Source organism: Pseudomonas sp. TWP3-2, from assembly GCF_049897765.1.
Lineage (GTDB): Bacteria > Pseudomonadota > Gammaproteobacteria > Pseudomonadales > Pseudomonadaceae > Aquipseudomonas.
Genome location: NZ_JAFCWW010000002.1, coordinates 467,541 through 493,092, shown reverse-complemented (window position 1 = coordinate 493,092; position 25,552 = coordinate 467,541). Strand labels below are relative to the sequence as shown.

The 25,552-nt window shown below is 61.0% G+C and carries 22 protein-coding genes; 11 read left to right on the top strand and 11 right to left on the bottom strand.

Annotated elements, in window-relative coordinates; all coding sequences use genetic code 11:
- The coding region (locus ACP7EE_RS05435) for an IS110 family transposase (protein WP_426233829.1) at positions 1-524 on the bottom strand (524 nt) is incomplete at its 3' end.
- Positions 525-811: 287 nt separating this feature from the next.
- The gene (locus ACP7EE_RS05430) at positions 812-2,671 is read right to left on the bottom strand and encodes a flavin monoamine oxidase family protein (protein ID WP_426233828.1); all 1,860 of its coding nucleotides are present in this window, start codon (positions 2,669-2,671) and stop codon (positions 812-814) included.
- A gap of 223 nt (positions 2,672-2,894) precedes the next feature.
- Between ACP7EE_RS05430 and ACP7EE_RS05425 the strand changes: the two genes are divergently transcribed.
- Both ACP7EE_RS05425 and ACP7EE_RS05420 read left to right on the top strand, forming a co-directional pair.
- Positions 2,895-4,301, top strand: coding sequence for an adenosylmethionine--8-amino-7-oxononanoate transaminase (locus tag ACP7EE_RS05425; protein ID WP_426233827.1), 1,407 nt, complete (start codon positions 2,895-2,897; stop codon positions 4,299-4,301).
- 144 nt (positions 4,302-4,445) lie between these two features.
- The gene (locus ACP7EE_RS05420; RefSeq protein WP_426205239.1) at positions 4,446-5,165 is read left to right on the top strand and encodes a 16S rRNA (uracil(1498)-N(3))-methyltransferase; all 720 of its coding nucleotides are present in this window, start codon (positions 4,446-4,448) and stop codon (positions 5,163-5,165) included.
- A 126-nt stretch (positions 5,166-5,291) separates the two neighbouring features.
- On the opposite strand, the gene trhA is transcribed toward ACP7EE_RS05420, so the two are convergent.
- The 7 genes from trhA to pilG form a co-directional block, all read right to left on the bottom strand.
- Positions 5,292-5,909 carry a PAQR family membrane homeostasis protein TrhA gene (gene trhA, locus ACP7EE_RS05415; protein ID WP_426233826.1) on the bottom strand — a complete coding sequence of 206 codons (618 nt, stop codon included), beginning with the start codon at positions 5,907-5,909 and terminating at the stop codon, positions 5,292-5,294.
- Between the two features lie 37 nt (positions 5,910-5,946).
- Positions 5,947-6,429 carry a chemotaxis protein CheW gene (locus tag ACP7EE_RS05410; protein WP_420647340.1) on the bottom strand — a complete coding sequence of 161 codons (483 nt, stop codon included), beginning with the start codon at positions 6,427-6,429 and terminating at the stop codon, positions 5,947-5,949.
- Entirely contained in the window at positions 6,422-12,322 is a 5,901-nt protein-coding gene (locus tag ACP7EE_RS05405) for an Hpt domain-containing protein (RefSeq protein WP_426233825.1), read from the bottom strand. Before ACP7EE_RS05405 ends, ACP7EE_RS05410 begins: the two co-directional genes overlap by 8 nt.
- Positions 12,323-12,346: 24 nt before the next feature.
- On the bottom strand, positions 12,347-14,407 hold the full coding sequence (locus tag ACP7EE_RS05400) for a methyl-accepting chemotaxis protein (RefSeq protein ID WP_426233824.1): 2,061 nt from the start codon (positions 14,405-14,407) through the stop codon (positions 12,347-12,349).
- A gap of 154 nt (positions 14,408-14,561) precedes the next feature.
- Entirely contained in the window at positions 14,562-15,101 is a 540-nt protein-coding gene (locus ACP7EE_RS05395; protein WP_426205244.1) for a chemotaxis protein CheW, read from the bottom strand.
- 10 nt (positions 15,102-15,111) lie between these two features.
- Entirely contained in the window at positions 15,112-15,477 is a 366-nt protein-coding gene (gene pilH, locus ACP7EE_RS05390) for a twitching motility response regulator PilH (protein ID WP_027926574.1), read from the bottom strand.
- 59 nt (positions 15,478-15,536) lie between these two features.
- On the bottom strand, positions 15,537-15,941 hold the full coding sequence (gene pilG / locus ACP7EE_RS05385; protein WP_420647344.1) for a twitching motility response regulator PilG: 405 nt from the start codon (positions 15,939-15,941) through the stop codon (positions 15,537-15,539).
- A 225-nt stretch (positions 15,942-16,166) separates the two neighbouring features.
- On the opposite strand from pilG, the gene gshB reads away from it, so the two are divergent.
- From gshB to ACP7EE_RS05350, 7 genes are all read left to right on the top strand, one after another.
- Positions 16,167-17,120, top strand: a complete 954-nt coding sequence (gshB, locus tag ACP7EE_RS05380) for a glutathione synthase (RefSeq protein ID WP_426233823.1) — start codon at positions 16,167-16,169, stop codon at positions 17,118-17,120.
- Positions 17,121-17,197: 77 nt separating this feature from the next.
- The gene (locus ACP7EE_RS05375) at positions 17,198-18,097 is read left to right on the top strand and encodes an energy transducer TonB (RefSeq protein ID WP_426233822.1); all 900 of its coding nucleotides are present in this window, start codon (positions 17,198-17,200) and stop codon (positions 18,095-18,097) included.
- Positions 18,098-18,320: 223 nt separating this feature from the next.
- Complete coding sequence (locus ACP7EE_RS05370) at positions 18,321-18,893, top strand: YqgE/AlgH family protein (RefSeq protein WP_420647524.1); 573 nt, start codon at positions 18,321-18,323, stop codon at positions 18,891-18,893.
- Positions 18,893-19,330 carry a Holliday junction resolvase RuvX gene (gene ruvX / locus ACP7EE_RS05365; protein WP_420647347.1) on the top strand — a complete coding sequence of 146 codons (438 nt, stop codon included), beginning with the start codon at positions 18,893-18,895 and terminating at the stop codon, positions 19,328-19,330. Before ACP7EE_RS05370 ends, ruvX begins: the two co-directional genes overlap by 1 nt.
- A 97-nt stretch (positions 19,331-19,427) precedes the next feature.
- Complete coding sequence (gene pyrR, locus ACP7EE_RS05360) at positions 19,428-19,934, top strand: bifunctional pyr operon transcriptional regulator/uracil phosphoribosyltransferase PyrR (protein ID WP_426233821.1); 507 nt, start codon at positions 19,428-19,430, stop codon at positions 19,932-19,934.
- Positions 19,935-19,961: 27 nt separating this feature from the next.
- Positions 19,962-20,966: an aspartate carbamoyltransferase catalytic subunit gene (locus ACP7EE_RS05355; protein WP_095164512.1), complete on the top strand. Its 1,005-nt coding sequence runs from the start codon at positions 19,962-19,964 to the stop codon at positions 20,964-20,966.
- A complete protein-coding gene (locus tag ACP7EE_RS05350) occupies positions 20,963-22,234 on the top strand; it encodes a dihydroorotase (protein WP_426233820.1) in 1,272 nt (423 codons plus the stop codon). Before ACP7EE_RS05355 ends, ACP7EE_RS05350 begins: the two co-directional genes overlap by 4 nt.
- Before the next feature lie 128 nt (positions 22,235-22,362).
- Here the strand turns inward: ACP7EE_RS05350 and ACP7EE_RS05345 are convergent, their stop codons facing one another.
- Positions 22,363-22,797 carry an NINE protein gene (locus ACP7EE_RS05345; RefSeq protein WP_426205249.1) on the bottom strand — a complete coding sequence of 145 codons (435 nt, stop codon included), beginning with the start codon at positions 22,795-22,797 and terminating at the stop codon, positions 22,363-22,365.
- 248 nt (positions 22,798-23,045) lie between these two features.
- Between ACP7EE_RS05345 and ACP7EE_RS05340 the strand changes: the two genes are divergently transcribed.
- A complete protein-coding gene (locus tag ACP7EE_RS05340) occupies positions 23,046-23,663 on the top strand; it encodes a C40 family peptidase (protein ID WP_426205250.1) in 618 nt (205 codons plus the stop codon).
- 104 nt (positions 23,664-23,767) lie between these two features.
- On the opposite strand, the gene ACP7EE_RS05335 is transcribed toward ACP7EE_RS05340, so the two are convergent.
- On the bottom strand, positions 23,768-24,802 hold the full coding sequence (locus ACP7EE_RS05335; RefSeq protein ID WP_420647352.1) for a type IV pilus twitching motility protein PilT: 1,035 nt from the start codon (positions 24,800-24,802) through the stop codon (positions 23,768-23,770).
- Positions 24,803-24,858: 56 nt separating this feature from the next.
- On the opposite strand from ACP7EE_RS05335, the gene ACP7EE_RS05330 reads away from it, so the two are divergent.
- The gene (locus ACP7EE_RS05330) at positions 24,859-25,545 is read left to right on the top strand and encodes a YggS family pyridoxal phosphate-dependent enzyme (RefSeq protein WP_426233819.1); all 687 of its coding nucleotides are present in this window, start codon (positions 24,859-24,861) and stop codon (positions 25,543-25,545) included.
- Positions 25,546-25,552 lie beyond the last annotated feature (7 nt).

Genomic DNA, 25,552 nt, shown 5'->3' with positions numbered 1-25,552 from the left:
ACCAGCGTTTCAAGCCTCTGCATTGATGTCAGGTGTTCGGCAAACGCGCTTTTGAGCAGCGGCTCGTTCGCCCAGCTTTGCGCCAGGGCTACTCGCGCCTGAACCAGCGCCGCGCGACGACGGAAAAGACTAAGAAGGCGGCGATATAGCGGCGATGGAGGGGTCCAGGGACGAAGCTCCTGGTATTCGTTCTTCAGATAGCGAGCCAGCAGTTTGGCGTCCAGCGCGTCGGTTTTCGCGCGAACTTTCACGCTTTTTCGGTAATGACTCAGTTCGTAGCCGTCGACCATGTAAATCGTGCAGCCGGCTTCGTAGGCCAGATCGGCGAGCGCCAAGTGATAGGTATTGGTTGATTCGATGGCGAGATCAACCGGTGCAGGCAAGGCTTTCAACCATTTTTTGATGGCAGACTTGTCATTGGATATGGTCTCGAGTCGATCCAGCTCAGCCTGATAGATGACCAGTTCATTCTTGGCGACATCCACGCCCACGATAGGCTTTACGACAGTAATCGGCATTGCCATTGCACACCCCCCGAGATATGGTTTTGAACACTTGAAGGGGTCACCCAGAGGCGCAGGCTTGTTTCTATCGTCGGTCGAGCCAGATGCATTCTTTATCGGCGCTTGGGTGAAAGGAGGAGGGGCGAAATCTCCCACGGATCTGTACTGCGTCAACAGTCAGAAGCCAGCCTAGTCCCTTCTCCTCCCTTCAAGTACTAAGCATACAAGCTAGCCTGCTAGCGATGGCTATCTGACAGACAATAAAAAAGCGCGGCATCAGAGCCGCGCTTCTTCATTCACCGCAAGGCTTACTGCGCCTTGGTCTCGGTGGTCGCTGCCGGAGCCGGTTTGGCTGCTGGCTTCTTGGCCGGTTCAGCCTTTTTCGCCGCAGGCTTGGCCGGCGCTTTTTTCGCTTCGGTTTTGGCTGCCGGTTTCTTCGCTGCCGGTTTGGCCGCAGCCTTCTTCGCGGGCTCGGCTTTCACCGGGGCCGCTGGCTTCGGTGCTTCCACCGGAGCTGGCGCAGGAGCAGGAGCAGGCGCTGGAGCAACCGGTGTCGGAACTGGAGCCGGCTCTGGCGCCTTGGCCGGAGCTGCATCGGAACCGCCGCCAAACAGGCGCTTGAAGAAGCCCGGCTTCGCCTCATCGGCTTTCGCGTCAGCCTTGGCCGGTTCAGCTTTGGAAGCAGCCTTGTCGTCCGAGCCGCCGAACATATTGCTGAAGAAATTGCCTTTCTTCGCTGCTACTGCACCCGCCGCTGCCGCAGTAGCTGCCGGCACGACTTTGACTGGCTCAAACGACTTGCCTGCCGCCAGGTCTTCAACCTGACTGGCCGCACGCTGGCCGGTGCGCAGAGCGCCTTCCAGAGTGCCAGGATACAAGGTGTCGGTGTGTTCGCCGGCGAACGCTACGCGTTGCAGCGGACGTTCCCAGATGCGCCAGAATTTGCTGATCTGACCCGGGCCGAAGGCCAGGTACGAACCGCCAGTCGATGGGTCGGTGCTGTAGCGACGGATTTCATAACCGGTGAACGAGCCGCGCGCCTGTGGATAAAACGCGTGCAGACGGATCAGCACCTGATCGGCCATTTGCTTGTCGCCGAAGGCCTGCATCACCCGTGCGTTGTCGCCGGACAGGTTGATCACCACGTTGGCGCCGCCCTTCAGCGCCGGCTCGACCCAAAGCATGCCCAGACCAGTGTTGCTGTAGATCTCGCCAGACATGCGCGCCTTGCTTTCCCAGACCGGCGTCTTGAACTTCAACATGATCTGGTCGCGCCAGCCGTAGTTGGTGCCCTTGATCGCCGCCAGGTGCTGGGCGTCCAGCGCCGGGGTCAGTTGAATCTTGCTCAGGGCGCGCAATGGCACCGCCAGCACCACATAATCCGCCTGATAGCCGACTGCGCCGACCTTGACGGTCACACCGTCCTTGTCCTGAACAATTGCCGACACCGGAGCGTTGGTCTTGATGGTTTTCAGCTGCTTGACGAAGGCTTGCGCCAGCACCGGGCTGCCACCGACCAGGCGCGAGGCGCGCAGGTCACGGTCGGACACGCCGCGATAAACCCGGCCCTGCTGCGCGAAGTACAGCAGCGACAGGCGCGACGGTTCGTCATAACGGGTGCGGATCTGCTGGTTGATCAGTTGACGCGCCGTAGCAGGCAGCGTCAGGCGATCGAGCCAGTTCGACACGTTGATCTGATCCAGCGCATGCAATGTGTTGTTGGCCGCCGGGTTTTGCGGATCGTCGATGGAGCGCGCCAGATCGTCGAGCGTCTTCTCGTAGCGCTTGAGCGCCTCGGCGGTGGCCGGCTCGCGGGTGGCCAGATCAGCGGCGGTGTAATACACGCCATCGATCAGGTAGCTCGGAGTCCGCACGAATTCAGGCGCTGGCGTGGTGCTCAGCTTGAAGGTCGAGACGTATTTGTTCAGCACCGGCTGGGTCTTGTCGTTGCCGATCCACTCGCTGGTGGCCATGCCGGAGCGACCGCCCAGGCTTGGTTTGGCTTCGAGCAGCGTGACCTGCCAGCCCTTGTTTTGCAGCTCGTAGGCTGCGGTCAGGCCCGACAGGCCGCCGCCGATCACGATTGCGGTTTTATCCTTGGCCAGCGCAGTCACGCTGAACAGCCCCAACATCACCAGCGCACAGGCGCGCAGCCAACCGACAGACATTCAGCGAACTCCGGAAATACACGTAGGAAAAAGCAGCTTTTCGGGTCAGACGACCCAGATAACCGCGAAGAATACGTCAGCCATCAAAACGCCGCCAGCGACGTCTATCGCCCCATACAAAGTAGCTCAATCGACACAATGGGTTGTCCCGACGCGATGCATTGCATAGGCTTGCGCGATTGTTTGCCCGCGTCCGACGCGAGCCGCCTCGAGGAGACTGTAAATGGGCCTGAATAATCAGTGGATGCAACGCGATCTCGCGGTGTTGTGGCATCCCTGCACCCAGATGAAAGACCACGAACATCTGCCGCTGATCCCGATCAAGCGCGGCGAAGGCGTCTGGCTGGAGGACTTCGAAGGCAAGCGCTACCTCGATGCGGTCAGCTCGTGGTGGGTCAACGTGTTCGGCCACGCCAATCCGCGCATCAATCAGCGGATCAAGGATCAGGTCGATCAGCTGGAGCACGTGATTCTCGCTGGCTTCAGCCATCAGCCGGTGATCGAACTGTCCGAGCGTCTGGTGAAGATGACGCCCGAAGGCCTGAATCGGGTGTTCTACGCCGATAACGGTTCATCGTGCATCGAAGTCGCGCTGAAAATGAGCTTTCACTATTGGCTCAACCGCGAGCAACCGAACAAGAAGCGCTTCGTCACCCTGACCAACAGCTACCACGGCGAAACCATGGCGGCGATGTCGGTCGGCGACGTACCGCTGTTTACCGAAACTTACAAAGCCCTGCTGCTGGACACCATCAAGGTGCCGAGCCCGGATTGCTACATGCGCCCGCAAGGCATGAGCTGGGAAGAACACTCGCGCAACATGTTCGCGGCGATGGAACAGACCCTCGCCGAGAACCATGACAGCGTGGCTGCGGTGATCGTCGAGCCGTTGATCCAGGGCGCGGGCGGCATGCGCATGTATCACCCGGTGTACCTCAAGTTGCTGCGCGAGGCCTGCGACCGCTATGGCGTGCATCTGATTCTCGACGAAATCGCCGTTGGCTTTGGCCGCACAGGGACAATGTTCGCCTGCGAACAGGCCGGCATCCGCCCGGACTTCCTGTGTCTGTCGAAAGCCCTGACCGGCGGCTATCTGCCGCTGGCCGCGTGCCTGACCACTGATGACGTCTACAGCGCGTTCTACGACGACTACCCGACCCTGCGCGCGTTCCTGCACTCGCACAGCTATACCGGTAATCCGCTGGCTTGTGCGGCAGCATTGGCGACGCTGGATATTTTCGAGCAGGACAACGTGATCGAAAACAACAAGGCCCTCGCTCAGCGCATGGCTTCCTCGACCGCGCATCTGGTTGATCATCCGAACGTCAGCGAAGTGCGCCAGACCGGTATGGTGCTGGCGATCGAGATGGTCAAGGACAAGGCCAGCAAAGAAGCCTACCCGTGGCAGGAACGACGCGGCCTGAAGGTGTTCCAGCATGCGCTGGAGCGTGGCGCGTTGCTGCGTCCGCTGGGCAGTGTGGTGTATTTCCTGCCGCCGTACGTGATCACCCCGGAGCAGATCGACTTCCTCGCCGAAGTCGCCAGCGAAGGCATCGACATCGCCACGCGTGACAGCGTCAGCGTGGCAGTGCCGAAGGATTTCCATCCCGGCTTCCGCGATCCGGGCTGATCTATTTCACTTAAGCTTCAGCGGTGATCGGACTACCGGCATCGCGGGCAAGCCCGCTCCCACAGGTTCTGCGCAAAACCCTGTGGGAGCTGGCTTGCCAGCGATGGGGCCGCCAGACTTATAAATTTTTTGCAGAGACCTCGCATGAGACTGTCCCGCTTCTTTATCGACGCCCCGCTGAGCATCGGCGACCACGAACTGCCGGAAGCCCAGGCGCATTACATCAGCCGCGTGCTGCGCATGGCCGAGGGCGATGCGGTGCAGATGTTCGACGGCTCCGGCCATGAGTTTCGCGGTGCATTGCTGGAAGTCGGCAAGAAACGCGTGACGGTGCGCATCGACGAACAACTCGCCGGGCAGATCGAATCGCCACTGCACATCCACCTCGGCCAGGGCCTGTCCCGTGGCGAGCGGATGGACTGGGCGATTCAGAAAGCCACCGAGCTGGGCGTCAACGAAATCACCCCGATCTTCAGCGAGCGCTGCGAAGTCCGCCTCAAGGACGAACGCGCCGACAAACGCCTGCAGCACTGGCGCCAGGTGGCGATCAGCGCGTGCGAGCAATGCGGTCGTTCGCGGGTGCCGGTGATTCATCCGCCAGTGTTGTTGGCGGACTGGGTGAAGCAGACGGAAGCCGAATTGAAGCTGGTGCTGCACCCGGTGGCGGAGCCGTTGGTGAGCCATGCCAAGCCTTCGACCCTGGCTTTCCTGATCGGGCCGGAGGGTGGCTTGTCGGATGCCGAGGTTGAGCAGGCCAAGGGCAACGGTTTCCACGCTGCACGACTTGGGCCGCGCGTGTTGCGCACCGAGACTGCGCCGGTGGTTGCACTGGCGGTGGCCCAACAACTCTGGGGTGATTTCTAGGGCCCCATCGCTGGCAAGTCGAATCGTCGAACCGCAGCTCCCACAGGATCTGAGTTGACCACAAAATCTGTGAACAACCCTGAACCCTGTGGGAGCTAGCCTGCCAGCGATTAGCCGCAACTCGGTCTACAGGACGTAAAACATAATCGCCACAAAGTGCAGCAAACTCCCGGCAATCACGAACAGATGCCAGATCCCATGCGCATGCCTTAACCGGTGATCCAGCGCAAAAAAGACAATCCCCACCGTATACAACACGCCGCCCGACGCCAGCCAGGCAAACCCCGTCGTGCCCAGCGCCGCGATCAGCGGCTTGACCGCCACCAGCACGATCCAGCCCATCACCGCGTAAATCACGATCGACAGAATGCGTGCCTCGGAGCGCGGTTTGATCTCTTGCAATATGCCGATCAGCGCCAGCCCCCAGACAATCCCGAACAGCGTCCAGCCCCACGGCCCGCGCAGCGTAACCAGACAAAACGGCGTGTAACTGCCGGCAATCAGCAGGTAGATCGAAAAGTGATCGACCTTCTTCATGATGGCTTTCCTGCGCCCGCGCACGCTGTGGTAAACCGTTGAAGCGCTATACAGCACCAGCAACGTAAACGCGTAAATCGCCACGCTGACAATCTTCCACGGACTGCCATCGAGACAGGCGATCACCAGCATCCATACCCCGCCGATAAACGCCGCCACCGCCCCGACCAGATGCGTCCAGGCGTTGAGTTTTTCCCCGTGATACATGTATCGCACACCTCGTAATCGTTATTGCAAAGCTTCTTTACGCAACTGACAGCGCGTCGAGCCCGGTATCCACCAATAATTGCTCAAGCGCTAAAAGATCAGGCACCTTCGCCACCTGCTCCCCCACCTGCACCGCCGCCTGCTCCAGCGCACACAGCGGCACATCGACATAACTCAACTGACTGTCGAGCTTGTACGAACGCGGAATCCCCTGCACCAACAGCGCAATGAACTGCAACTGCGGCAACCCGCCGAGCGCATTCAAAATCACGATCCGCGCCCGCTCACCAATCACGACTTTCTGCCCGCAGGCCGACTCGAAACTCAACAACGGAATCTGCCGCTCACGCCAGGTCACGCGCCCCAGATACCACGGCGGGGTATCCAGATCGAACGCGCTCGGCTGATAGTCGATCAACTCGGCGACGGCGACGTTGGGCAGGATCAGATTGCGATCCGCCAGCGGCAGCAGCAGCCCGGTGAGTTGGCTGGTGCGTTGGTTATGCCGGCGTTCATGCATGTTTTTTGCTCCATAGGGCGATGCTTTCCAGCAGCAGCGCTTCCTGGTACGGCTTGCCGAGGTAGTCGTTGACGCCGATGGCCATCGCGCGGTCGCGGTGTTTCTGCCCGGTGCGTGAGGTGATCATGATGATTGGCAGGTGTTGCAGGCGCTCGTCGTGGCGCACCTGAGTGGCGACTTCGAAACCGTCCATGCGCGGCATCTCGATATCGAGCAGCATCACGTCGGGCATGTGTTCTTCGAGCAGCAGCATCGCATCGACTCCGTCCTTGGCGGTCAGCACTTGCATGCCGTGGCGTTCAAGCAAACGGCTGGTGACCTTGCGCACCGTCACCGAGTCGTCGACCACCAGCACCAGCAGCGGTTTCTGCGGCTCGTTGTCGATGTCGGGATTGGCCGGGCGTTGCGGCAAACGCGCCTGCATCGCACGGATCGGCGCGAGCAAATCGAGAATCAGCACCACCCGGCCATCGCCGAGAATCGTCGCGCCGGACACGCCCTGCACTGCCGCGAATTGCGCGCCGAGGCTCTTGACCACAATCTCGCGAGTGCCGGCCATCGCATCGACCTGCACCGCAACGTGCCGCTCGTTGCACTGCACTAACAGCACCGGCAACGGCAGGCTCTGGCCAAGCAGTTTCGGGCGTGGCGCAGTTTTCAGCAGTTCGCCGAGATAGCACAGCTCATAGCGCTGGCCGCCATATTCATAGCGCGGCGGATCGTGGCGGAAATGTCCTTCCAGCTCCGTCGGCAGCACGCGGACGATGCCGTCGATGGTGTTCAGCGGAATCGCGTATTGATCCTCGCCGCACTGCACCATCAAAGCGCGGTTAACCGACACCGTAAATGGCAGACGAATACGGAAATGCACGCCCTGCCCCGGCACCGAATCGATGACCATGCTGCCACCGAGCTGGCGCACTTCTTCGTGCACCACGTCCATGCCCACGCCGCGTCCGGAAATCTGGGTAATTTTTTCGGCAGTGGAAAACCCCGGTTGGAGGATGAACTGCAACACTTCGCGGTCGCTGATCTCGGCGTCCGGCGCGAGCAAACCACGCTTGATTGCCTTGCGGCGCACGGCGTCCAGCGGCACGCCGGCGCCGTCGTCGCGAATGTCGAAAACGATGTCGCCGCCCTCGCGCGACAGATCCAGAGTGATCTGCCCCTGCGCCGGCTTGCCTGCGGCCAGTCGCACTTCGGCGGATTCCAGACCATGATCGACGGCGTTGCGCAGCATGTGTTCCAGCGGCGCGGCCATACGTTCGAGGACGTTGCGATCCATCTCGCCTTCGGCGTTGCCGACGCTGAACTCCACGTCCTTGTGCAGCTCTTCGGCAACCTGACGGACGATGCGTTTGAGCCGCGGCAACATGCGTTCGAACGGCACCATGCGCGTACGCATCAGGCCTTCCTGCAATTCGGTATTGATCCGGCCCTGCTGCTGGAGCAAGTTTTCCGCGTCGTGATTGCGCCGGTCGAGGGTTTCCTTCAGATCGAGCAAGTCGGAGGCGGACTCGAACAACGCGCGTGACAGTTGCTGCAACTGCGAATGACGGTCCATTTCCAGCGGATCGAATTCTTCATAGCCGAGGCGCTCGGCGTCGACTTGTTGGCGGCTGAGAATTCGCCCCTGGGTTTCAGTGTCGAGGCGACGCAGCTGATCGCGCATTCGCTCGATGGTAGTTTCCATCTCGGTGAGGGCGATTTGCGCGTCGTTGACCTGTTGCTCGATACGCCCACGAAAGATCGAGGTTTCGCCGGCCAGATTCACCAGCTCATCGAGCAGTTCGGCGGAGACCTTGACCATGTCCGCGCCGGGCTCGGCAACCGGTGCGGCCGGCTCGGTTTTGACCACAACCGACGCCGGCGCCTTGGGTGTTTCAACGGCTATCGGGTGACTGAAATTCTGGATCGCATTGATCAGGCGATCGGCTGGCGGGCACGGCTGGCCGGCGCGCACCGCGTCGAGCATTTGCGCCAGTCGGTCATGGCTGCGCTGCACCAGCGCAAACATCTCAGGCCCCGGTTGTTGCGCGCCGGTGGCGAGGCTTTCGTAAAGATATTCCAGCTCGTGGGCGAGATCGCCAATCGGGCCGATCTCCACCATGCGCGCGCCACCCTTGAGGGTGTGCAGATCGCGCAGCAGGGTTTCCATTTCCTGGCGGTTGCCCGGCTCGGCTTGCCAGCGTTGCAGCGCCGCGCCGGAGTTTTCGATGATGTCGAAACCTTCTTCGAGGAAGATTTCCAGCAGCTCCGGATCGTGACCGGCGCCCGTCTGGCTTGGGGCAGTCGCGGCTTGCGCAGTGCCGGACTGGGCTTGACGGAATTGGCGAATCGCCTCGATCAGATCCTGCGCGGGATTCAGCGGCTGATTGTTGTGCAACTGGTCGAGGAACAGCGCCAGACGCTCATGACAGCTGAGCAACAACAGTCCCAGGGCATCGCTGTGGCTGTAGCGCCGATCCACCAAACCTTCGTAAAGGCTTTCCAACTCCTGCGCCAAATCTGCGACTGCTTCGACTTCGGCCATGTGCGCACCGCCCTTGAGCGTGTGCAGATCGCGTTGCAATGACGACAGCGGCGCACTGTTGTCGGTGTCGCCGAGCCAGCGCTGCAAGGCCTGGCCGGCGCTGTCGAGAATATCTACCGCCTCTTCGAGGAAGATGTCGACGATTTCGTCGTTTGGCTCGGTTTCGGCAGCGGTCTTCTGCAGCTCTGCGGTGGCGCTGCCGAGTTCGCGGATGCTCAGAGTGCGGCTGCCGTCGCTGCGGATCAGGCCCATTGACGACGGGTCGAGGCTTTCATCAAGCAACTCGTGCAGCGCGTGAATACGTTGCGGTTGCGGCGTGACTTCCTGACCGGCAGCCAGTTCGTCGAGCATGTTGATCAGCGCTTCGTGGGCGAGTTGCGCCTCGCTGAAGAAACGTTCGCTGACCGCCAGACTGCTTTCTTCCACCGCGCCATAGAGGTCGAGCAAGGCTTCGCAGAGCACATCCACCGGCAGCAGATCGGCGAGATGCGCGCCTTCACCGAGGGTGGTCAATTCATCCAGCAACGCACTGAGTTCCTGACGCTCACCGGGGTGTTGCTGCCAGCGCTGCAAGAGGTTTTCGGCGTCGAGCAGGATGTCCATGCCCTGCGCCAGAAAGCTGTTGATCAATTGCGGATCGCGCTTGACCCGCAGGCCGCTGCTCGGTGCGTTGAGGATCGATTCCAATCGCTGGTTCAGCAGTGTCTGGGTGCGTTTGATCAGCGACTGCGCGCCGACAATCGGTGCCAGCGGATCGTGACGCAATTGCCGCAAACCGACGCGGAACAAGCCTTCGGCTTCGAGCAGCAATTCGACTTCGTCGAGGTCCAGCGCCAGTTGATGCGCCTTGAATTCGCGGGCCAGTTGATCGAGCGGCGCCGCCAGTTCGGCAATCGGCAGCACACCGGCCATCGACGCGCTGCCCTTGAGCGTGTGCAGCGCGCGCAGCAACTCGTCGCTGGCCTGCAACGGCACATGCTCGGCGGCTTGGTCGAGGAAGCGATTGAGGCTGGCGAGATGGGTTTCGGCTTCGTTGCGGAAGATCTCCAGCAACAGCGGATCGAGCGCGGCGACGTCTTCCACGTCCTCGGCCGACGGTGGGTTATCACCCTTGGCCAAGGCGTGCGCGCGCGCCGCCAGTTGATCCACATCCTGCCGCTGACGCTGGCGATTGACCGCGAACTCGGCAATCAGATCCGGCAACAACAGCAGGCTGTCCGTGAGCAATTGCTGCACGGCCGGGCCGGGTTCGACGCTGTCCTCCAACACGCGGTTAAGCAGGTTTTCCACCGCCCACGCCAGCTCGCCAAGGATCAACGCGCGCACCATGCGCCCGCTGCCCTTCAAGGTGTGGAACGCGCGACGCAGTTCGCTCAGCGCCGTGCGGTCACCGGGATCGGCGGACCAGCGCGGCAGGTATTCACGCAGCACCTCGAGGACTTCATCGGTTTCTTCGAGGAACACTTCGCGCAGTTCATCATCGACCGGTTCTTCATCGGCCGGCGGCGGCATCAGGCTGCCCGGAGTGATCAGCGCGGGCGGGTTGACCGCCGACACCGGGCTGGCTAACACGTCGGCCAACGACTGCACAGTTTCCGGGTCATCCAGCGCCTGCAGATCCTGCATCACCTGCGCTTCGTTGGGGCTGAGTACGTCTTCCAGCACCGGCACATGCTGTTGGCTGGGAAAGTAGCCAAGACTGGCCAGGCTCTTTTGCGCAACGTCGAGCAGTTGTTCGCTCGGTGCTATCGGGTCATCCGTCAGGCGTTCGAGGTAATACTCAAGGCTGGTGATAACGTCGGCGAGGTTGTCCAGTTGCTGCCAGCCCGGCTCTTGCGGGTCGAGCAGCAGATGCTCGCGGATAAAACCGTTGCAAGCCTCGACCAGATTCGCCGCGCGACTCAGGCCGATCACCGCCAGCGCGCCACGCACCTGGGTCAGCAGCGCGGGTAACGGTTGCAGATGCTGGCGATCCCAATCAGCGTCGATGTAATCGACGATCATGTCCTTGGCCTGTTGCAGGCAGATGCGCGCTTCCTTGATCACGATCTGATGAATCTGCGTCAGGTCGGTGGTCGGCAGACGATTGTCTTCCTGGCTCTCCGGTTCGACCGTGCCGACCATCCCGGCCAACGTCGCTTCGACGTAAAGCAAGGCGCCGGCGACGTCCATCAGGATCGCGTCGTTCGGTTCACGCTGGCCCTGGACGAGACTCAGCACCACCGCCAGTTGATCGATAATGACCTTGCGCGGCTGGCCGAAACCGAGCACCGCCAGGGTATCGGCGATCTGCCGCAGCGGCGCGAGCAAGCTGTCCAGATCCGAGGTGTGCTGACGGTCGCTGCGCACGAACAAATCGAGGCGCTCTTTGACCCGCACCAATTCTTCGCACAACGCCGCGAGCACCGAGCGCATCGCATCGCGGTCAGGCCCGGCGAGACGCGCGCGTTCTTCGTCGACCATCGCACTGTCGGGCAATGCATCATCCAGCGAGTAGCGATCTTTCATGGTCAGCATCTGCCCGGTGGGATGTTCGGCTTTAGCAATATAGAACAGCAGGCTTTTCAGCAGCTCCGGCGGAGGCGGCTGATTCAGGCCAGACATGCCCTGTTCGAGCAGGTGTTTGAGTTGCTGGTCGGCATCCTTGAACAAGCTGCGCAGCGCCGGGCTGTTGGCGATCCGCCCGGCGAGCATGCCTTCGACCAGCGCCGAGGCAACCTGCCACAACGCACTCAACGGCGCATTGCCGCTCAAGGCTTCGAGACGGGTGAAGACCTTGGCCAGATAACCGAGGTGCGTCTGATCATCCTGCTCGCGCAGCAAACCGACCAAGGCCATTTGCAGCATCTGCCGCAGCTTGCGCAGCACATTCGGCAAGTCTGCCGGTGCGAGCAGCGCCAGCGCCTCATCGCTGAGCGGCTGCAGCTCGGGCAATTGCGGGCTGAACAGACTGGTTTCCGACAACAGGCTTTCGCCACGCGCGCTGCGCAGATCGTTGATCAGCGGCAGCACCACCAGCGGCAGATCGCGGCGCGCGCTTTGTACGCGATCCAGATAAACCGGCAACTGGCCGAGCGCTTGCAGCAGCAAGTGCAGCGCTTCGTCGCGATGGTTGACGCGCTCGTGTTGCAGCGCGGCGCACAGTTGTTCCATTTCTTCAGCGAGCAGCGCCGCGCCGTAGAACTCGACCATCTGCAAACTGCCGTGCACCTGATGGATGCACGCCAGGCATTGATCCAGACCGGGGAACGCCTGCGGATCATCAAGCACCGACTCAATCGCCTGATGCGCCTGCTTCAGCGTTTCGGCAATTTCGCCCTTGACCCATTCGAGGGCCACGTAATCGTGCCGGTCAACCATAACCGCTCCGCTCAACATGCTGCCTCAAGCCTTGTCCGTCGCCGCGCCCGGTTCCGCCGGCAAGGTGAAACCGGACACCGAACGGCGCAACTGACTGGCCATCTTCGCCAGATTGCCGATGCTCTCGGCAGTGGCTGTGGAGCCGGACGAGGTCTGCGAGGTGATCTGCTGGATCACGTTCATCGTCAGCGAGATCTGCCCGGCCGAAGAGGTCTGCTGCTGCGCCGCGTTGGAAATGCTCTGGATCAGCGCCGCGAGGGTCTTCGATACGCCTTCGATTTCTTCCAGCGCCACACCGGCATCCTGCGCCAGCCGTGCGCCGCGTACCACTTCGGTGGTGGTCTGTTCCATGGAAATCACGGCTTCGTTGGTGTCGGTCTGAATCGCCCGCACCAACGTTTCGATCTGCCGAGTGGCGGCGGACGAGCGCTCGGCCAGCCGCTGCACTTCATCGGCAACCACGGCGAAACCGCGTCCGGCGTCTCCGGCCATCGAAGCCTGAATCGCGGCGTTCAGGGCGAGTATGTTGGTCTGGTCGGCAATGTCGTCGATCAGGCTGACGATGTCGCCGATTTCCTGCGATGACTCACCGAGACGCTTGATGCGTTTGGCGGTGTCCTGAATCTGCTCGCGAATGTTGTCCATGCCGTGGATGGTGTTGTGCACCACCTCGTTGCCCTTGTTGGCAATCTCCACCGAACGCTCGGCCACCGCCGAGGATTCAGCGGCGTTGGCCGACACCTGATCGATCGATTCGGCCATGTCACTGATGGCGGTCGAAGCTTCGGAAATCTGCTGCGCCTGATGCTCGGAGGCTTGGGCCAGATGCATCGCCGTGGCCTGGGTTTCCTGCACCGCGGCGGCAACCTGGCCGGCGGTAAGGTTGATGGTCGCGACCAGATCGCGCAATTGGTCGACCGAATAGTTGATCGAGTCGGCGATGGTGCCGGTGAAGTCTTCGGTGACCGAGGCGGTCACGGTCAGGTCGCCGTCGGCAAGGTCTTCGATTTCGTCGAGCAGACGCATGATCGCGTTCTGGTTGCGCTCGTTCTTCTCGGCGGTCTCGCGCAACTGGCGGTTGGTTTCGCGCACCATGACCAGGCCGATCAGGATGATCGAGGCCAGCGCCAGCAAGCCCAAAACGTAGCCACCGATGGTGTCGGTGCTGCGCCCGCCGGCCAGGTTTTCGAAACGCGTGGCCAGATGCGAGGCTTCGTCGAGCAGGGTTTGCGACAGGCTGAAAATGTTGGTGGCGGACTCGCGCACCTTGAACAGCTCGGGCGAGGTTTCGAGGATTTCATCCACGGAGCCTGAGACGAACTGGAACAGCTCGGAAATCTCGCTCAGGCGAGCACGCGCATCACGATCCTCGACCTGGCTGATTTTCAGTGCCGGGTTGCCCTGCAGCATACCGTTGAGCACCTGGCCAAAACGCGCGGCGTCGCGGCCGAAAGCGTCGGCGGCTTGCTGGGAGTTTTCGTCGCCGGACAGCACGGTGTTGACCGCGCCGAGAATGCGCTCGGCGAGCAACGATTGACGCTGGGCCATCGCCACTTGTGCGGAGGGGGCACCGCGCTGGATGAGGATTTCGACGACTTTTTCGTATTCGATCTGCAACTGCGGCACGGTTTCGGCCAGGGTTGCGGCGACTTGATGTAGCGAGAGTACGGTCTGTTCGCTGGAAAGAATCGCGTCGGTGTTTTTCAGCAAGCGTTCCCAGTCCAGCTGCACGGCGCGCATTTCCGGGCGTACGGCGGAAGGTGCTGGCGGCAGGCTGGTCTGCGGGTCACCCTTTTTCAGATAGCCCCAGCGCTGCGCGAAATCGTTGCGCGCATCGCTGAGCAACTTGAACGCGGCAGCCTTGCCGGCGGCGGCTTCGGTGGCATTCTTGGCGATGCGTTGCGAGAGCACGCGCAGTTCCCCGGCGTGGCCGATGTACTGCTTGTCGTAGTTGGCCTGGGTGTTGAGGTAAGCGAAGTTGGCGAACAGCAGCATGATGAACACGATCAGCGCGATAAACAGCACGATGATCTGCGAGCGGCTGCGCGAGCCTTCTGCGGGCTTGCCTGTTTTTGCTTTTGTCATCGGTCCTCGCCTATTCCCGCACTATTTGAAGCTCACCGAATACCCTGTGGGAGCGGGCTTGCCCGCGATGGCGTCAAGTCAGTCGCAATCAATTTCGGATGTGCCGGCCTCATCGCGGGCAAGCCCGCTCCCACAGTGGACGGTATTGGATCTGTTATACCGCTACGTTCATGAACACCGGTGACTGCGCCAGCGCAAACAGGCTGAACACGCGCCAGTCCTGTTCGCGGCGGAAATGCCCCTGCACGAACTCGGCCTTCGAGCCGTGGCGCTGGCTGATCGGCATCGGTTCAAAACTGTCCTGTTCGAAATGCTGCAAGCCGAACACTTCATCGACGATCAGCCCGGCAAACACGTCCTGATGCTCCACCACCAATACCCGCCGCTGCTTGCGCATCGGCGACAGCTCATGGCCGAAGAACCCGCACAGATCCATGATCGGCAGCAAACGCCCGCGCAGGTTAGCCACACCCTTGACCCACGGCTTGACCCCGGGCAATTGAGTGAAGCGCGGTTCCGGCAGCACTTCGCTGACTTCGCCCATCGGCGCGACATACCAGTGTTCGCCGAGACGAAAGCCGATGCCGCTCCAGCGATCCTCGCGCGCCGCTTGCGACGGCAAGTCCGCCGCCAGCAAACGGCAGCGCTGGTCGATCTGCCATAACAGCTCGAACGCGGTCAGCGACTCGCTCATGGCTGCGCGATCAACCGGCCAGCACGTTGTTCAGGGTTTTGATCAGGGTTTCTTCGTCGACCGGTTTGGTCAGGTAGTCCTTGGCGCCCTGACGGGTGCCCCAGACCTTGTCGGTTTCCTGATCCTTGGTGGTGATGATGATCACCGGGATGTGCCCGGTGTCCGGGTCTTTGGTCAACTGGCGCGTGGCCTGAAAGCCGTTGAGGCCGGGCATGACGATATCCATCAGCACCGCGTCGGGTTTTTCCTGACGGGCCAAGGCGACGCCGTCGGCACCGTTTTCGGCTTTCAACACTTCATGACCGTGCTTTTCGAGCATGCCGGTCAGTTTGTACATTTCGGTCGGCGAATCATCGACGATCAGAATACGTGCCATGGTTTTCCCCATTTTCTTGTCGACCCACGGCCCGCTGACCGCGCGTCTGTATACATGTCTTACTGCGGCAAAACGGCGGCGAAGCCCGGAACATGGGCCGAAATCGCGTCGAGCAGTTCTTCCTTGCTGAAAGGCTTGGTCAAAAATTGATCGGAACCGACAATCCGCCCCTTGGCCTTGTCGAACAGCCCGTCACGCGACGACAGCATGATCACCGGCGTGGCCTTGAACGCGCTGTTGTTCTTGATTAAAGCGCAGGTCTGATAACCATCCAGACGCGGCATCATGATGTCGACAAAAATGATCCCGGGATGGTTATCGGCGATCTTCGCCAGAGCGTCGAAACCGTCGATTGCCGTGATGACTTCGCAACCCGCATTTTTCAACAATGTTTCGGCGGTGCGACGAATCGTTTTCGAGTCGTCGATCACCATGACCTTCAAGGCGCTGGACTGCTGTTCCATAAGGGGGCTCTACCGTCGCCTTTGCGAATCAATTTGTCCGTTTTGCGATGACCGCTGGCTTCAAACCCTTGATGCTCAAGGGCCAGCACGTATTGCCAGCCTTTTTAGCACAGTCTCCAGATGCAATCTATCGACGGGTTTTTCCTTGACCGCAAACCCGCCCGGCGCCACTCTGGCGGCACTTTTTTCATACCGTTCCGGTAGCCCATTTTCGAGGAAAACCCAATGAGCGTTCGCGTCGGGATTGTCATGGACCCTATCGCCAGCATTTCCTATAAAAAGGATAGCTCGCTGGCCATGCTGCTGGCCGCGCAGAAGCGCGGCTGGGAACTGTTCTATATGGAACAGCGCGACCTGTATCAGGGCGAAGGTCAGGCGCGGGCGCGCATGCGTCCGCTGAAGGTGTTCGCCAACCCGGAAAAATGGTTCGAACTGGACGCCGAGCAGGATTCGCTGCTGAGCGATCTGGACGTGATCCTGATGCGCAAGGATCCGCCGTTCGACATGGAGTTCGTTTACTCCACCTATCTGCTGGAGCAGGCCGAGGCCGCTGGCGTGCTAGTGGTGAACAAGCCGCAGAGCCTGCGCGACTGCAATGAAAAGCTGTTCGCCACGCTGTTCCCGCAGTGCACGCCGCCAACCGTGGTCAGCCGCCGCGCCGACGTGCTGCGTGAATTCGCCGCCAAACACGGCGACGTGATCCTCAAGCCGCTGGACGGCATGGGCGGCACCTCGATTTTCCGTCACCGTGCCGGCGACCCGAACCTGTCGGTGATTCTGGAAACCCTGACCGCTCTCGGCGGCCAGCAGATCATGGGCCAAGCCTACCTGCCGGCGATCAAGGACGGCGACAAACGCATCCTGATGATCGACGGCGAGCCGGTGGATTACTGCCTGGCGCGGATCCCCGCTCAGGGCGAAACCCGTGGCAACCTCGCGGCCGGTGGTCGTGGTGAAGCACGTCCGCTGACCGACAAGGATCGCTGGATCGCCGCACAAGTCGGCCCGACCCTGCGCGAGAAAGGTCTGCTGTTCGTCGGTCTGGACGTGATCGGCGAGCACCTGACCGAAATCAACGTCACCAGCCCGACCTGCATCCGCGAGATCGACAACGCGTTCGGCACCGACATCGGCGGCATGCTGATGGATGCCATCGATCAGAAGCTCAAGGCTCGTTGAGTTAGAACAACCAAGATGCGACCAACATTGCGTTATCATGCGCGGCCTGTGAAAAACGCGATGTTGGTTTACTTGTCATGACCCTCCCGTCCGATCTGCCCGCAGAACTCGCCCATCGTGGCGTGCGCCCGGTCGATCGCCTCGGATTTACCCTGTTTCTCGCGGCGCTGATCCATTTGGCGCTGCTGCTTGGCGTGGGTTTCACCATGGTCGAGCCCAAGCAGATCAGCAAAACCCTGGAAATCACCCTCGCCACGTTCAAGAGCGAAAGCAAGCCGAAGAAGGCCGATTTCCTTGCGCAGGAAAATCAGGAAGGCAGCGGCACGCTCGATAAGAAGGCGATTCCGAAGACGACTGAAGTCGCGCCGTTCCAGGCCAACGAGGTGAAGAAGGTCACCCCGCCGCCGGCCGCCAAGCCGCAGGTGCAGGAGGCCGCGCCCAAGGCTGCGGTGACCACCGTCGCGCCGAAGCCAAAAAAAGCCCCGACCAAGAAAGAAGAAGCCAAAACCCCGATCAAACCGACGGTCGATGCGCCGACGTTCGACAGCTCGCAGCTGTCCAGCGACATCGCCAGTCTCGAAGCGGAACTGGCCAACGAACAACAGCTGTACGCCAAACGCCCGCGTATCCACCGCCTCAGCGCGGCCTCGACCATGCGCGACAAGGGCGCCTGGTATAAGGATGACTGGCGCAAGAAGGTCGAGCGCATCGGCAACCTGAATTATCCCGACGAAGCGCGCCGCCAGCAGATTTACGGCAACCTGCGCCTGATGGTTTCGATCAACCGCGACGGCTCGCTGTATGAAGTGCTGGTGCTGGAATCCTCCGGCCAGCCGCTGCTGGATCAGGCGGCGCAGCGGATTGTGCGGCTGGCAGCGCCGTTTGCACCGTTCAGCGGCGATCTGGCAGATGTCGACCGACTGGAAATCATCCGCACCTGGAAATTCGCTCGGGGCGACAAGCTTTCCAGTAACTGAATACCACCCGTACAGCTTTTGTGGCGAGGGAGCTTGCTCCCGCTGGGCTGCGAAGCGGCCCCCTGCTTTTCTTGAGACACACCGCGCCAGCAGATTTTGCGACTGCTGCGCAGCCGAGCGGGAGCAAGCTCCCTCGCCACAGTGGTCTGTTGAACGATCAGAAGACCATTTGCAACGCATCCCCAGCTTGTCAGTTCGCCCCTTGAACGCCACACTAGCGCACATGAAAAACGTCAGCCCCAGCTACCTCAAGCATCAATTCCTGATCGCCATGCCACACATGGCCGACCCGAACTTTGCCCACACCTTGACCTACATCGTCGAGCACACGGCCAATGGCGCAATGGGGCTGGTGGTCAATCGACCGCAAGAGCTGAATCTGGCCGACATCCTCGAACAACTGCGCCCGGACATCGAGCCGCCAGCACTGTGCCAGCACGTGCCAATCTTCATCGGCGGTCCGGTGCAGACTGATCGCGGGTTTGTCCTGCATCCGGCGGGCAAGACCTTTCAGGCCACCGTCGAACTGGAAGGCGATCTGGCGCTCTCCACTTCTCAAGATGTGCTGTTCGCCATCGCAGACGGCGTCGGCCCGGCGAAAAGCCTGATCACCCTCGGCTACGCCGGTTGGGAAGCCGGGCAACTCGAAGCCGAATTCGCCGACAACGCCTGGCTCAACTGCCCGTATGACGCGGACATCCTGTTCAACACCAGCAGCGAACTGCGTCTGGAAGCGGCAGCCAAGCATCTGGGGATCAACCTCAGCTTGCTGACCAGCCAGGCGGGACACGCCTGATGGCTCTGCGTCTGATTCTCGGCTTCGATTACGGCACCAAACAGATCGGCGTCGCGGTCGGTCAGGTGATTACCGGCCAGGCCCGCGAGCTGTGCACCTTGAAAGCGCAAAACGGCGTTCCGGACTGGAATCAGGTCGAAGCGCTTATAAAGGAATGGAAACCCGACGCTGTAGTAGTCGGCCTGCCGCTGAACATGGACGGCACGCCAAGCGACATGTGCGTACGCGCCGAGAAATTCGCCCGCCGCCTCAACGGCCGCTACAACCTGCCCTTCTATACACACGATGAACGCCTGACCACTTTCGAAGCCAAGGGCGAGCGCCTGGCGCGTGGCGGACAAAAAGGCAGCTACCGCGACAACCCGGTGGACGCCATCGCCGCCGCCCTGCTGCTGCAAGGCTGGCTCGATGAAAACACTGCACTGTTTGCGTCCTGAGCGCATTTAATTCGAGAAGCGCTACGGCGCTTTTCTTTTGGCTAAACCCCCGAGCCACGTCCGGCAGGATTCGGCTCGGGTCAAAGAAGGAGCAACCATGAGTCTGCCCAATCCCGCCGAACTGATCAGCCAGATGGCCACTAGCCTCAAGGCGCACCTGGCCCAGCGCGGCATCAGCGAACCGCGTTACATCGGCATTCGCACCGGTGGCATCTGGGTCGCCCAGGCCTTGCTCAAGGAAATGCGCAGCGATGCGCCGCTCGGCACCCTGGATGTGTCCTTCTACCGCGACGATTTCAGCCAGAACGGCCTGCACCCGCAAGTGCGCCCGTCCGCCCTGCCCTTCGAGATCGAAGGCCAGCATCTGGTGCTGATCGACGACGTACTGATGAGCGGCCGCACCATCCGCGCCGCCATGAACGAATTGTTCGACTACGGCCGCCCGGCCAGCGTGACGCTGGTGTGCCTGCTGGATCTGGACGCCGGCGAGCTGCCGATCCGCCCGAACGTGGTGGGCGCGACCCTGTCGCTGGCCGCTCACGAGCGCGTGAAGCTGTCCGGCCCGGAGCCGCTGACGCTCGAACTGCAAGACTTCACCCTTTAATCCGCCCTATTGAGAGTCCCCCTCGCGATGACGCCTCTAGATACCAAGCGCCCGCTGCAGCTCAATGATCAGGGCCAGCTGCGCCACTTCCTCTCGCTCGACGGCCTGCGCCGCGAGTTGCTGACGGAAATCCTCGATACTGCCGATTCGTTCCTTGAAGTCGGCGCCCGGGCGGTGAAGAAAGTCCCGTTGCTGCGCGGCAAGACCGTGTGCAACGTGTTCTTTGAAAACTCCACGCGCACCCGTACCACCTTCGAACTGGCCGCCCAACGGCTGTCAGCGGACGTGATCACCCTGAACGTCTCGACCTCGTCGGCGAGCAAGGGCGAAACGCTGCTCGACACCCTGCGCAACCTCGAAGCGATGGCTGCCGACATGTTCGTCGTGCGCCACGGTGATTCCGGCGCTGCGCACTTCATCGCCGAACATGTCTGCCCGCAAGTGGCGATCATCAACGGCGGCGACGGCCGTCACGCGCACCCGACTCAGGGCATGCTCGACATGCTGACCATCCGTCGGCACAAGGGCAGCTTCGAAAACCTCTCGGTGGCCATCGTCGGCGACATCCTGCACTCGCGGGTCGCGCGGTCGAACATGCTCGCGCTGAAAACCCTCGGCTGCCCGGACATTCGCGTGATCGCGCCGAAAACATTGCTGCCGATCGGCATCGAGCAGTACGGCGTGAAGGTCTACACCGACATGACCGAAGGCCTGAAAGACGTTGACGTGGTGATCATGTTGCGTCTGCAACGCGAGCGCATGACCGGCGGCCTGCTGCCGAGTGAAGGCGAGTTCTATCGCCTGTTCGGCCTGACCACCGCGCGTCTGGCCGGGGCCAAACCCGATTGCATCGTGATGCATCCGGGGCCGATCAACCGTGGCGTGGAGATCGAATCCGCAGTGGCCGACGGCCCGCATTCGGTGATCCTCAATCAAGTTACCTACGGCATCGCGATCCGTATGGCCGTGCTGTCGATGGCCATGAGCGGGCAGACTGCGCAACGTCAATTCGAGCAGGAGAACGCCCAGTGAAGCTCAGCATTCTCGGCGCCCGCGTCATCGATCCAAGCAGTGGCCTGGATCAAATCACCGATATTCACGTTGAAGCCTGCAAGATCATCGCAATTGGCGCTGCGCCGGCCGGTTTCACAGCCGTGGAAACTATCGACGCCAGCGGTCTGGTAGCCGCGCCCGGACTGGTCGACCTCAACGTCGCCCTGCGCGAGCCGGGCTACAGCCGCAAAGGCTCGATTGCCAGCGAAACCCGCGCCGCTGCCGCCGGTGGCGTGACCAGCCTGTGCTGCCCGCCACAGACCAAACCGGTGCTGGATACCTCGGCGGTGGCCGAGCTGATCCTCGACCGCGCTCGCGAAGCCGGCAACACCAAGGTGTTCCCGATTGGCGCGCTGAGCAAAGGTCTGGACGGCGAACAGTTGGCCGAACTGGTGGCCCTGCGCGACGCCGGTTGCGTGGCGTTCGGCAACGGTCTCGAGAGTTTCCGCAACACTCGCACCCTGTGCCGGGCGCTGGATTATGCGGCGACCTTTGATCTGACGGTGATTTTCAATTCGCAGGATCACGATCTGGCTGAAGGTGGTTTGGCGCACGAAGGCCCGACCGCAAGTTTCCTTGGCCTGCCAGGCATTCCGGAAACCGCTGAAACAGTCGCGCTGGCTCGGGATCTATTGTTGGTCGAGCAGACTGGCGTGCGTGCGCATTTCAGTCAGCTCACCAGCGCGCGCGGCGTGGCATTGATCGCTCAGGCGCAGGCGCGTGGTCTGAAGGTGACGGCGGATGTCGCCCTGTATCAGCTGATTCTGACTGACGAAGCGCTGATCGACTTCAACAGCCTGTATCACGTACAACCGCCACTGCGCACCCGCGCCGACCGCGATGGTTTGCGTGCAGCGGTGAAGTCCGGCGTGGTGTCGGCCATCTCCAGCCATCACCAACCGCATGAACGTGACGCGAAACTGGCACCGTTCGGCGCGACCGAGCCGGGCATCAGCAGTGTTGAGCTGCTGCTGCCGCTGGCGATGACGCTGGTTGAGGATGGTCTGCTCGATCTGCCGACCTTGCTCGCGCGTTTGAGCGCTGGCCCGGCCGACGCCTTGCGCCTGCCGGCGGGCAAGCTGGCGGTGGGTGGCGCAGCGGATATCGTGCTGTTCGATCCGAAGGCTTCGACAGTGGCCGGTGAAGGCTGGCGCTCGAAGGGTGAGAACTGCCCGTTCCTGGGTCACACTTTGCCGGGTGTGGTTCGCTACACCTTGGTGGATGGGCGGATCAGCCACCAAGCCTAAAAGCAAAAGATCGCAGCCTGCGGCAGCTCCTACAATGGAATGCGTTCCAACCTGTAGGAGCTGCCGCAGGCTGCGATCTTTTGATCTTCACTCAGCGTTGCCGCAATCGCCAGCAGGCTGGCGATGGCTTACTGGAAGGTGCCGCGATTCTGCGCGTTACGCACCGAGACCTGATCGTTCAGCGTCCAGAAGTCATACAACACCCCCAGAAAGAACAACCCGCCCGTCAGCAAGTACAGCAATCCGCTGATCCACTTGCCCTGATACATCCGGTGCACGCCGAATACGCCGAGAAACGCCAGCAGAATCCACGCCACGTTGTACTCGATCGGCCCTGCGGTGAAACGCAGATCTGCTTCGCGATCCATTGCCGGGATCAGAAACAGGTCGATCAGCCAGCCGATTCCCAACAATCCAAGGGTGAAAAACCAGATCGTCCCGGTCACCGGCTTGCCGTAATAAAAGCGGTGCGCGCCGGTAAATCCGAATATCCACAGCAGGTAACCGATGAATTTGCTGTGGGTGTCTTTTTCTTTCACACGGGGTAGCTGATAGCTGCTCATTAAGACCTCGATGCACACGATAGATAAATATTGTTGAATTCTTTGTGACTTTTTTACAGGTAGCCGACGTATGGCAAATGTTAGGGTGACGTCCGTCAAAGCCTTATAGCATCGGACTCGTGTCCGACAATCGCGTCAATTTGCCGCTTATTTGGTTCCGTTGCCCGCCGCTTGAATCGACCAACGGCCTCGGAAGGGACAAAAAAGCTGTTATAAAGTTGCGCGCTATCACTTAAGAGCCACGCCTAATGCGACCATTTTTCAAGACATGGCTAACCATTTGCCTGTTACTGCCACTGGCCGCCCACGCCACCAATCGTGAGCAACGTCTTCCCAACGTTAACGGTTTCACCCCGAAATCCCATGCTTCTGCTCCCTCGAACAAGAGCAAGCAGAGCAAAACCACCACGCTGAGCAGCAAAGGCAACAGCAAGCTGGTGCCACCGATGGCGAGCAAGGAAAGCAGCAATGTCCTCAGCCGCGCGGTAAACGTCCTCGGTACTCCGTATCGTTGGGGCGGCAGCAGCCCAAGTAAAGGCTTTGATTGCAGCGGTCTGGTGAAATACGCGTTCAACGACGCTACGTTCGACCTGCCACGCACCTCGAACGCCATGGCCAGCGGCCACGGCGAGAAAGTCGAACGCAAGGATCTGAAGCCGGGCGATCTGATTTTCTTCAACATCAAGAGTCGTCGGGTCAATCACGTTGCCATCTACCTGGGCAACGACCGCTTTATCCACGCACCGCGTCGTGGCAAGTCGGTGAGCATCGACACACTGAACAAGCCGTACTGGGAAAAACACTACGTGGTTGCCAAGCGTGTGTTGCCGAAAGAACCGAACCAGTTGCGCGTGGTTCAGCGCTAAGCCTTACAGCAAGATCAAAAGATCGCAGCCTGCGGCAGCTCCTACACGGGATTAGCGTTTCCCTGTAGGAGCTGCCGCAGGCTGCGATCTTTTGCTTTTGGCCCTCAGAAATTATCCGGCGTACGCGCTTTCTCTCGCGCATGCTCGCGGCTGATCAAGCCCTTGGTCACCAGTTCCTTCAGGCACATATCGAGTGTCTGCATGCCCAACGACCCACCGGTCTGAATCGACGAATACATCTGCGCGACCTTGTCCTCGCGGATCAAATTGCGGATCGCCGACGTGCCGAGCATGATCTCGTGCGCCGCCACCCGACCGCCACCGATCTTCTTGATCAGCGTCTGCGACACCACCGCCAGCAGCGATTCCGAGAGCATCGAACGCACCATGGACTTCTCGTCACCGGGAAACACGTCCACCACCCGGTCGATGGTTTTGGCCGCCGACGTGGTGTGCAGCGTGCCGAACACCAGGTGTCCGGTTTCCGCGGCGGTCAGCGCCAGGCGGATGGTTTCCAGATCGCGCATCTCGCCGACCAGAATCACGTCCGGATCTTCACGCAATGCCGAACGCAGCGCTGTGGCGAAACTGCGGGTATCACGGTGGACTTCACGCTGATTGATCAGGCATTTGCGCGATTCATGGACGAATTCAATCGGGTCTTCAATGGTCAGGATGTGGTGATGGCGATGGGTATTGAGGTAATCGATCATCGCCGCCAGCGTGGTCGACTTGCCCGAGCCAGTCGGCCCGGTGACCAGCACCAGCCCGCGCGGGGCGTCGGTAATCTTGCGGAAAACGTCGCCCATGCCGAGGTCTTCCATGCTCAGCACCTTCGACGGAATGGTGCGGAACACCGCGCCAGCGCCGCGATTCTGATTGAAGGCGTTGACCCGAAAGCGCGCGACTCCGGGCACTTCGAAGGAAAAGTCGGTTTCCAGATGTTTCTCGAAGTCCACGCGCTGGGTGTCGTTCATGATGGCGTAGATCAATTCGTGCACTTGTTTGTGATCGAGCGCCGGCAGATTGATCCGCCGCACATCGCCATCGACGCGGATCATCGGCGGCAATCCGGCCGACAAGTGCAGGTCGGAAGCGCCCTGTTTGGCGCTGAAGGCCAGCAGTTCAGTGATATCCATAGCGTCCCTCAATTCCAGTAGAATGCCGCGAACCTTCAGACCGCTGGCGCCTCTTGATGTCCACGATAGCAGACAACATTGTTCAGGTTAGTTCGCGCATCCGTGCCGCCGCCGAATCCGCCGGGCGCGCCGAAAACAGCGTCCAGCTATTGGCCGTGAGCAAGACCAAACCCGCCGCAGCCCTGCGTGAAGCGTACGCCGCCGGCCTGCGGGATTTTGGCGAGAACTATCTGCAGGAAGCCTTGGCCAAACAGCTCGAACTGGCCGACCTGCCCTTGATCTGGCACTTCATCGGCCCCATTCAATCGAACAAGACTCGCGCCATCGCCGAGCATTTCGCTTGGGTGCACTCTGTGGATCGTTTGAAAATCGCCCAACGCCTGTCCGAACAACGCCCGGCGAACATGCCGCCGCTAAACATCTGCATTCAGGTCAACGTCAGCGGTGAAGCCAGCAAGTCCGGCTGCACTCCGACTGACCTGCCGGCATTGGCGCAAGCGATCAGTGCGTTGCCACGGATCAAGTTGCGCGGATTGATGGCGATTCCCGAGCCGACCGAAGATCGCGCCGAACAGGACGCGGCGTTTGCCGCCGTACAACACTTGCAAGCCAGCCTCGATCTGCCGCTCGACACACTTTCCATGGGCATGAGCCACGACCTAGAGTCGGCCATTGCCCAAGGCGCCACTTGGGTACGTATTGGTACGGCCCTGTTTGGCGCCAGAGACTATTCCCAATCTTGAACATTTC

Coding starts and splice junctions, on each gene's coding strand:
- trhA (WP_426233826.1), bottom strand. CDS start 5,909: ATGTATCACGGGGAAAAACTCAACGCCTGGACGCATCTGGTCGGGGCG.
- ACP7EE_RS05345 (WP_426205249.1), bottom strand. CDS start 22,797: ATGAGCAGCTATCAGCTACCCCGTGTGAAAGAAAAAGACACCCACAGC.
- ACP7EE_RS05330 (WP_426233819.1), top strand. CDS start 24,859: ATGTCCACGATAGCAGACAACATTGTTCAGGTTAGTTCGCGCATCCGT.
- ACP7EE_RS05420 (WP_426205239.1), top strand. CDS start 4,446: ATGAGACTGTCCCGCTTCTTTATCGACGCCCCGCTGAGCATCGGCGAC.
- ACP7EE_RS05395 (WP_426205244.1), bottom strand. CDS start 15,101: ATGAGCGAGTCGCTGACCGCGTTCGAGCTGTTATGGCAGATCGACCAG.
- ACP7EE_RS05340 (WP_426205250.1), top strand. CDS start 23,046: ATGCGACCATTTTTCAAGACATGGCTAACCATTTGCCTGTTACTGCCA.
- ACP7EE_RS05375 (WP_426233822.1), top strand. CDS start 17,198: ATGACCCTCCCGTCCGATCTGCCCGCAGAACTCGCCCATCGTGGCGTG.
- ACP7EE_RS05425 (WP_426233827.1), top strand. CDS start 2,895: ATGGGCCTGAATAATCAGTGGATGCAACGCGATCTCGCGGTGTTGTGG.
- pilG (WP_420647344.1), bottom strand. CDS start 15,941: ATGGAACAGCAGTCCAGCGCCTTGAAGGTCATGGTGATCGACGACTCG.
- ACP7EE_RS05410 (WP_420647340.1), bottom strand. CDS start 6,429: ATGCATGAACGCCGGCATAACCAACGCACCAGCCAACTCACCGGGCTG.
- ACP7EE_RS05355 (WP_095164512.1), top strand. CDS start 19,962: ATGACGCCTCTAGATACCAAGCGCCCGCTGCAGCTCAATGATCAGGGC.
- ACP7EE_RS05400 (WP_426233824.1), bottom strand. CDS start 14,407: ATGACAAAAGCAAAAACAGGCAAGCCCGCAGAAGGCTCGCGCAGCCGC.
- ACP7EE_RS05370 (WP_420647524.1), top strand. CDS start 18,321: ATGAAAAACGTCAGCCCCAGCTACCTCAAGCATCAATTCCTGATCGCC.
- pyrR (WP_426233821.1), top strand. CDS start 19,428: ATGAGTCTGCCCAATCCCGCCGAACTGATCAGCCAGATGGCCACTAGC.
- ACP7EE_RS05335 (WP_420647352.1), bottom strand. CDS start 24,802: ATGGATATCACTGAACTGCTGGCCTTCAGCGCCAAACAGGGCGCTTCC.
- ACP7EE_RS05430 (WP_426233828.1), bottom strand. CDS start 2,671: ATGTCTGTCGGTTGGCTGCGCGCCTGTGCGCTGGTGATGTTGGGGCTG.
- pilH (WP_027926574.1), bottom strand. CDS start 15,477: ATGGCACGTATTCTGATCGTCGATGATTCGCCGACCGAAATGTACAAA.
- gshB (WP_426233823.1), top strand. CDS start 16,167: ATGAGCGTTCGCGTCGGGATTGTCATGGACCCTATCGCCAGCATTTCC.
- ACP7EE_RS05405 (WP_426233825.1), bottom strand. CDS start 12,322: ATGGTTGACCGGCACGATTACGTGGCCCTCGAATGGGTCAAGGGCGAA.
- ruvX (WP_420647347.1), top strand. CDS start 18,893: ATGGCTCTGCGTCTGATTCTCGGCTTCGATTACGGCACCAAACAGATC.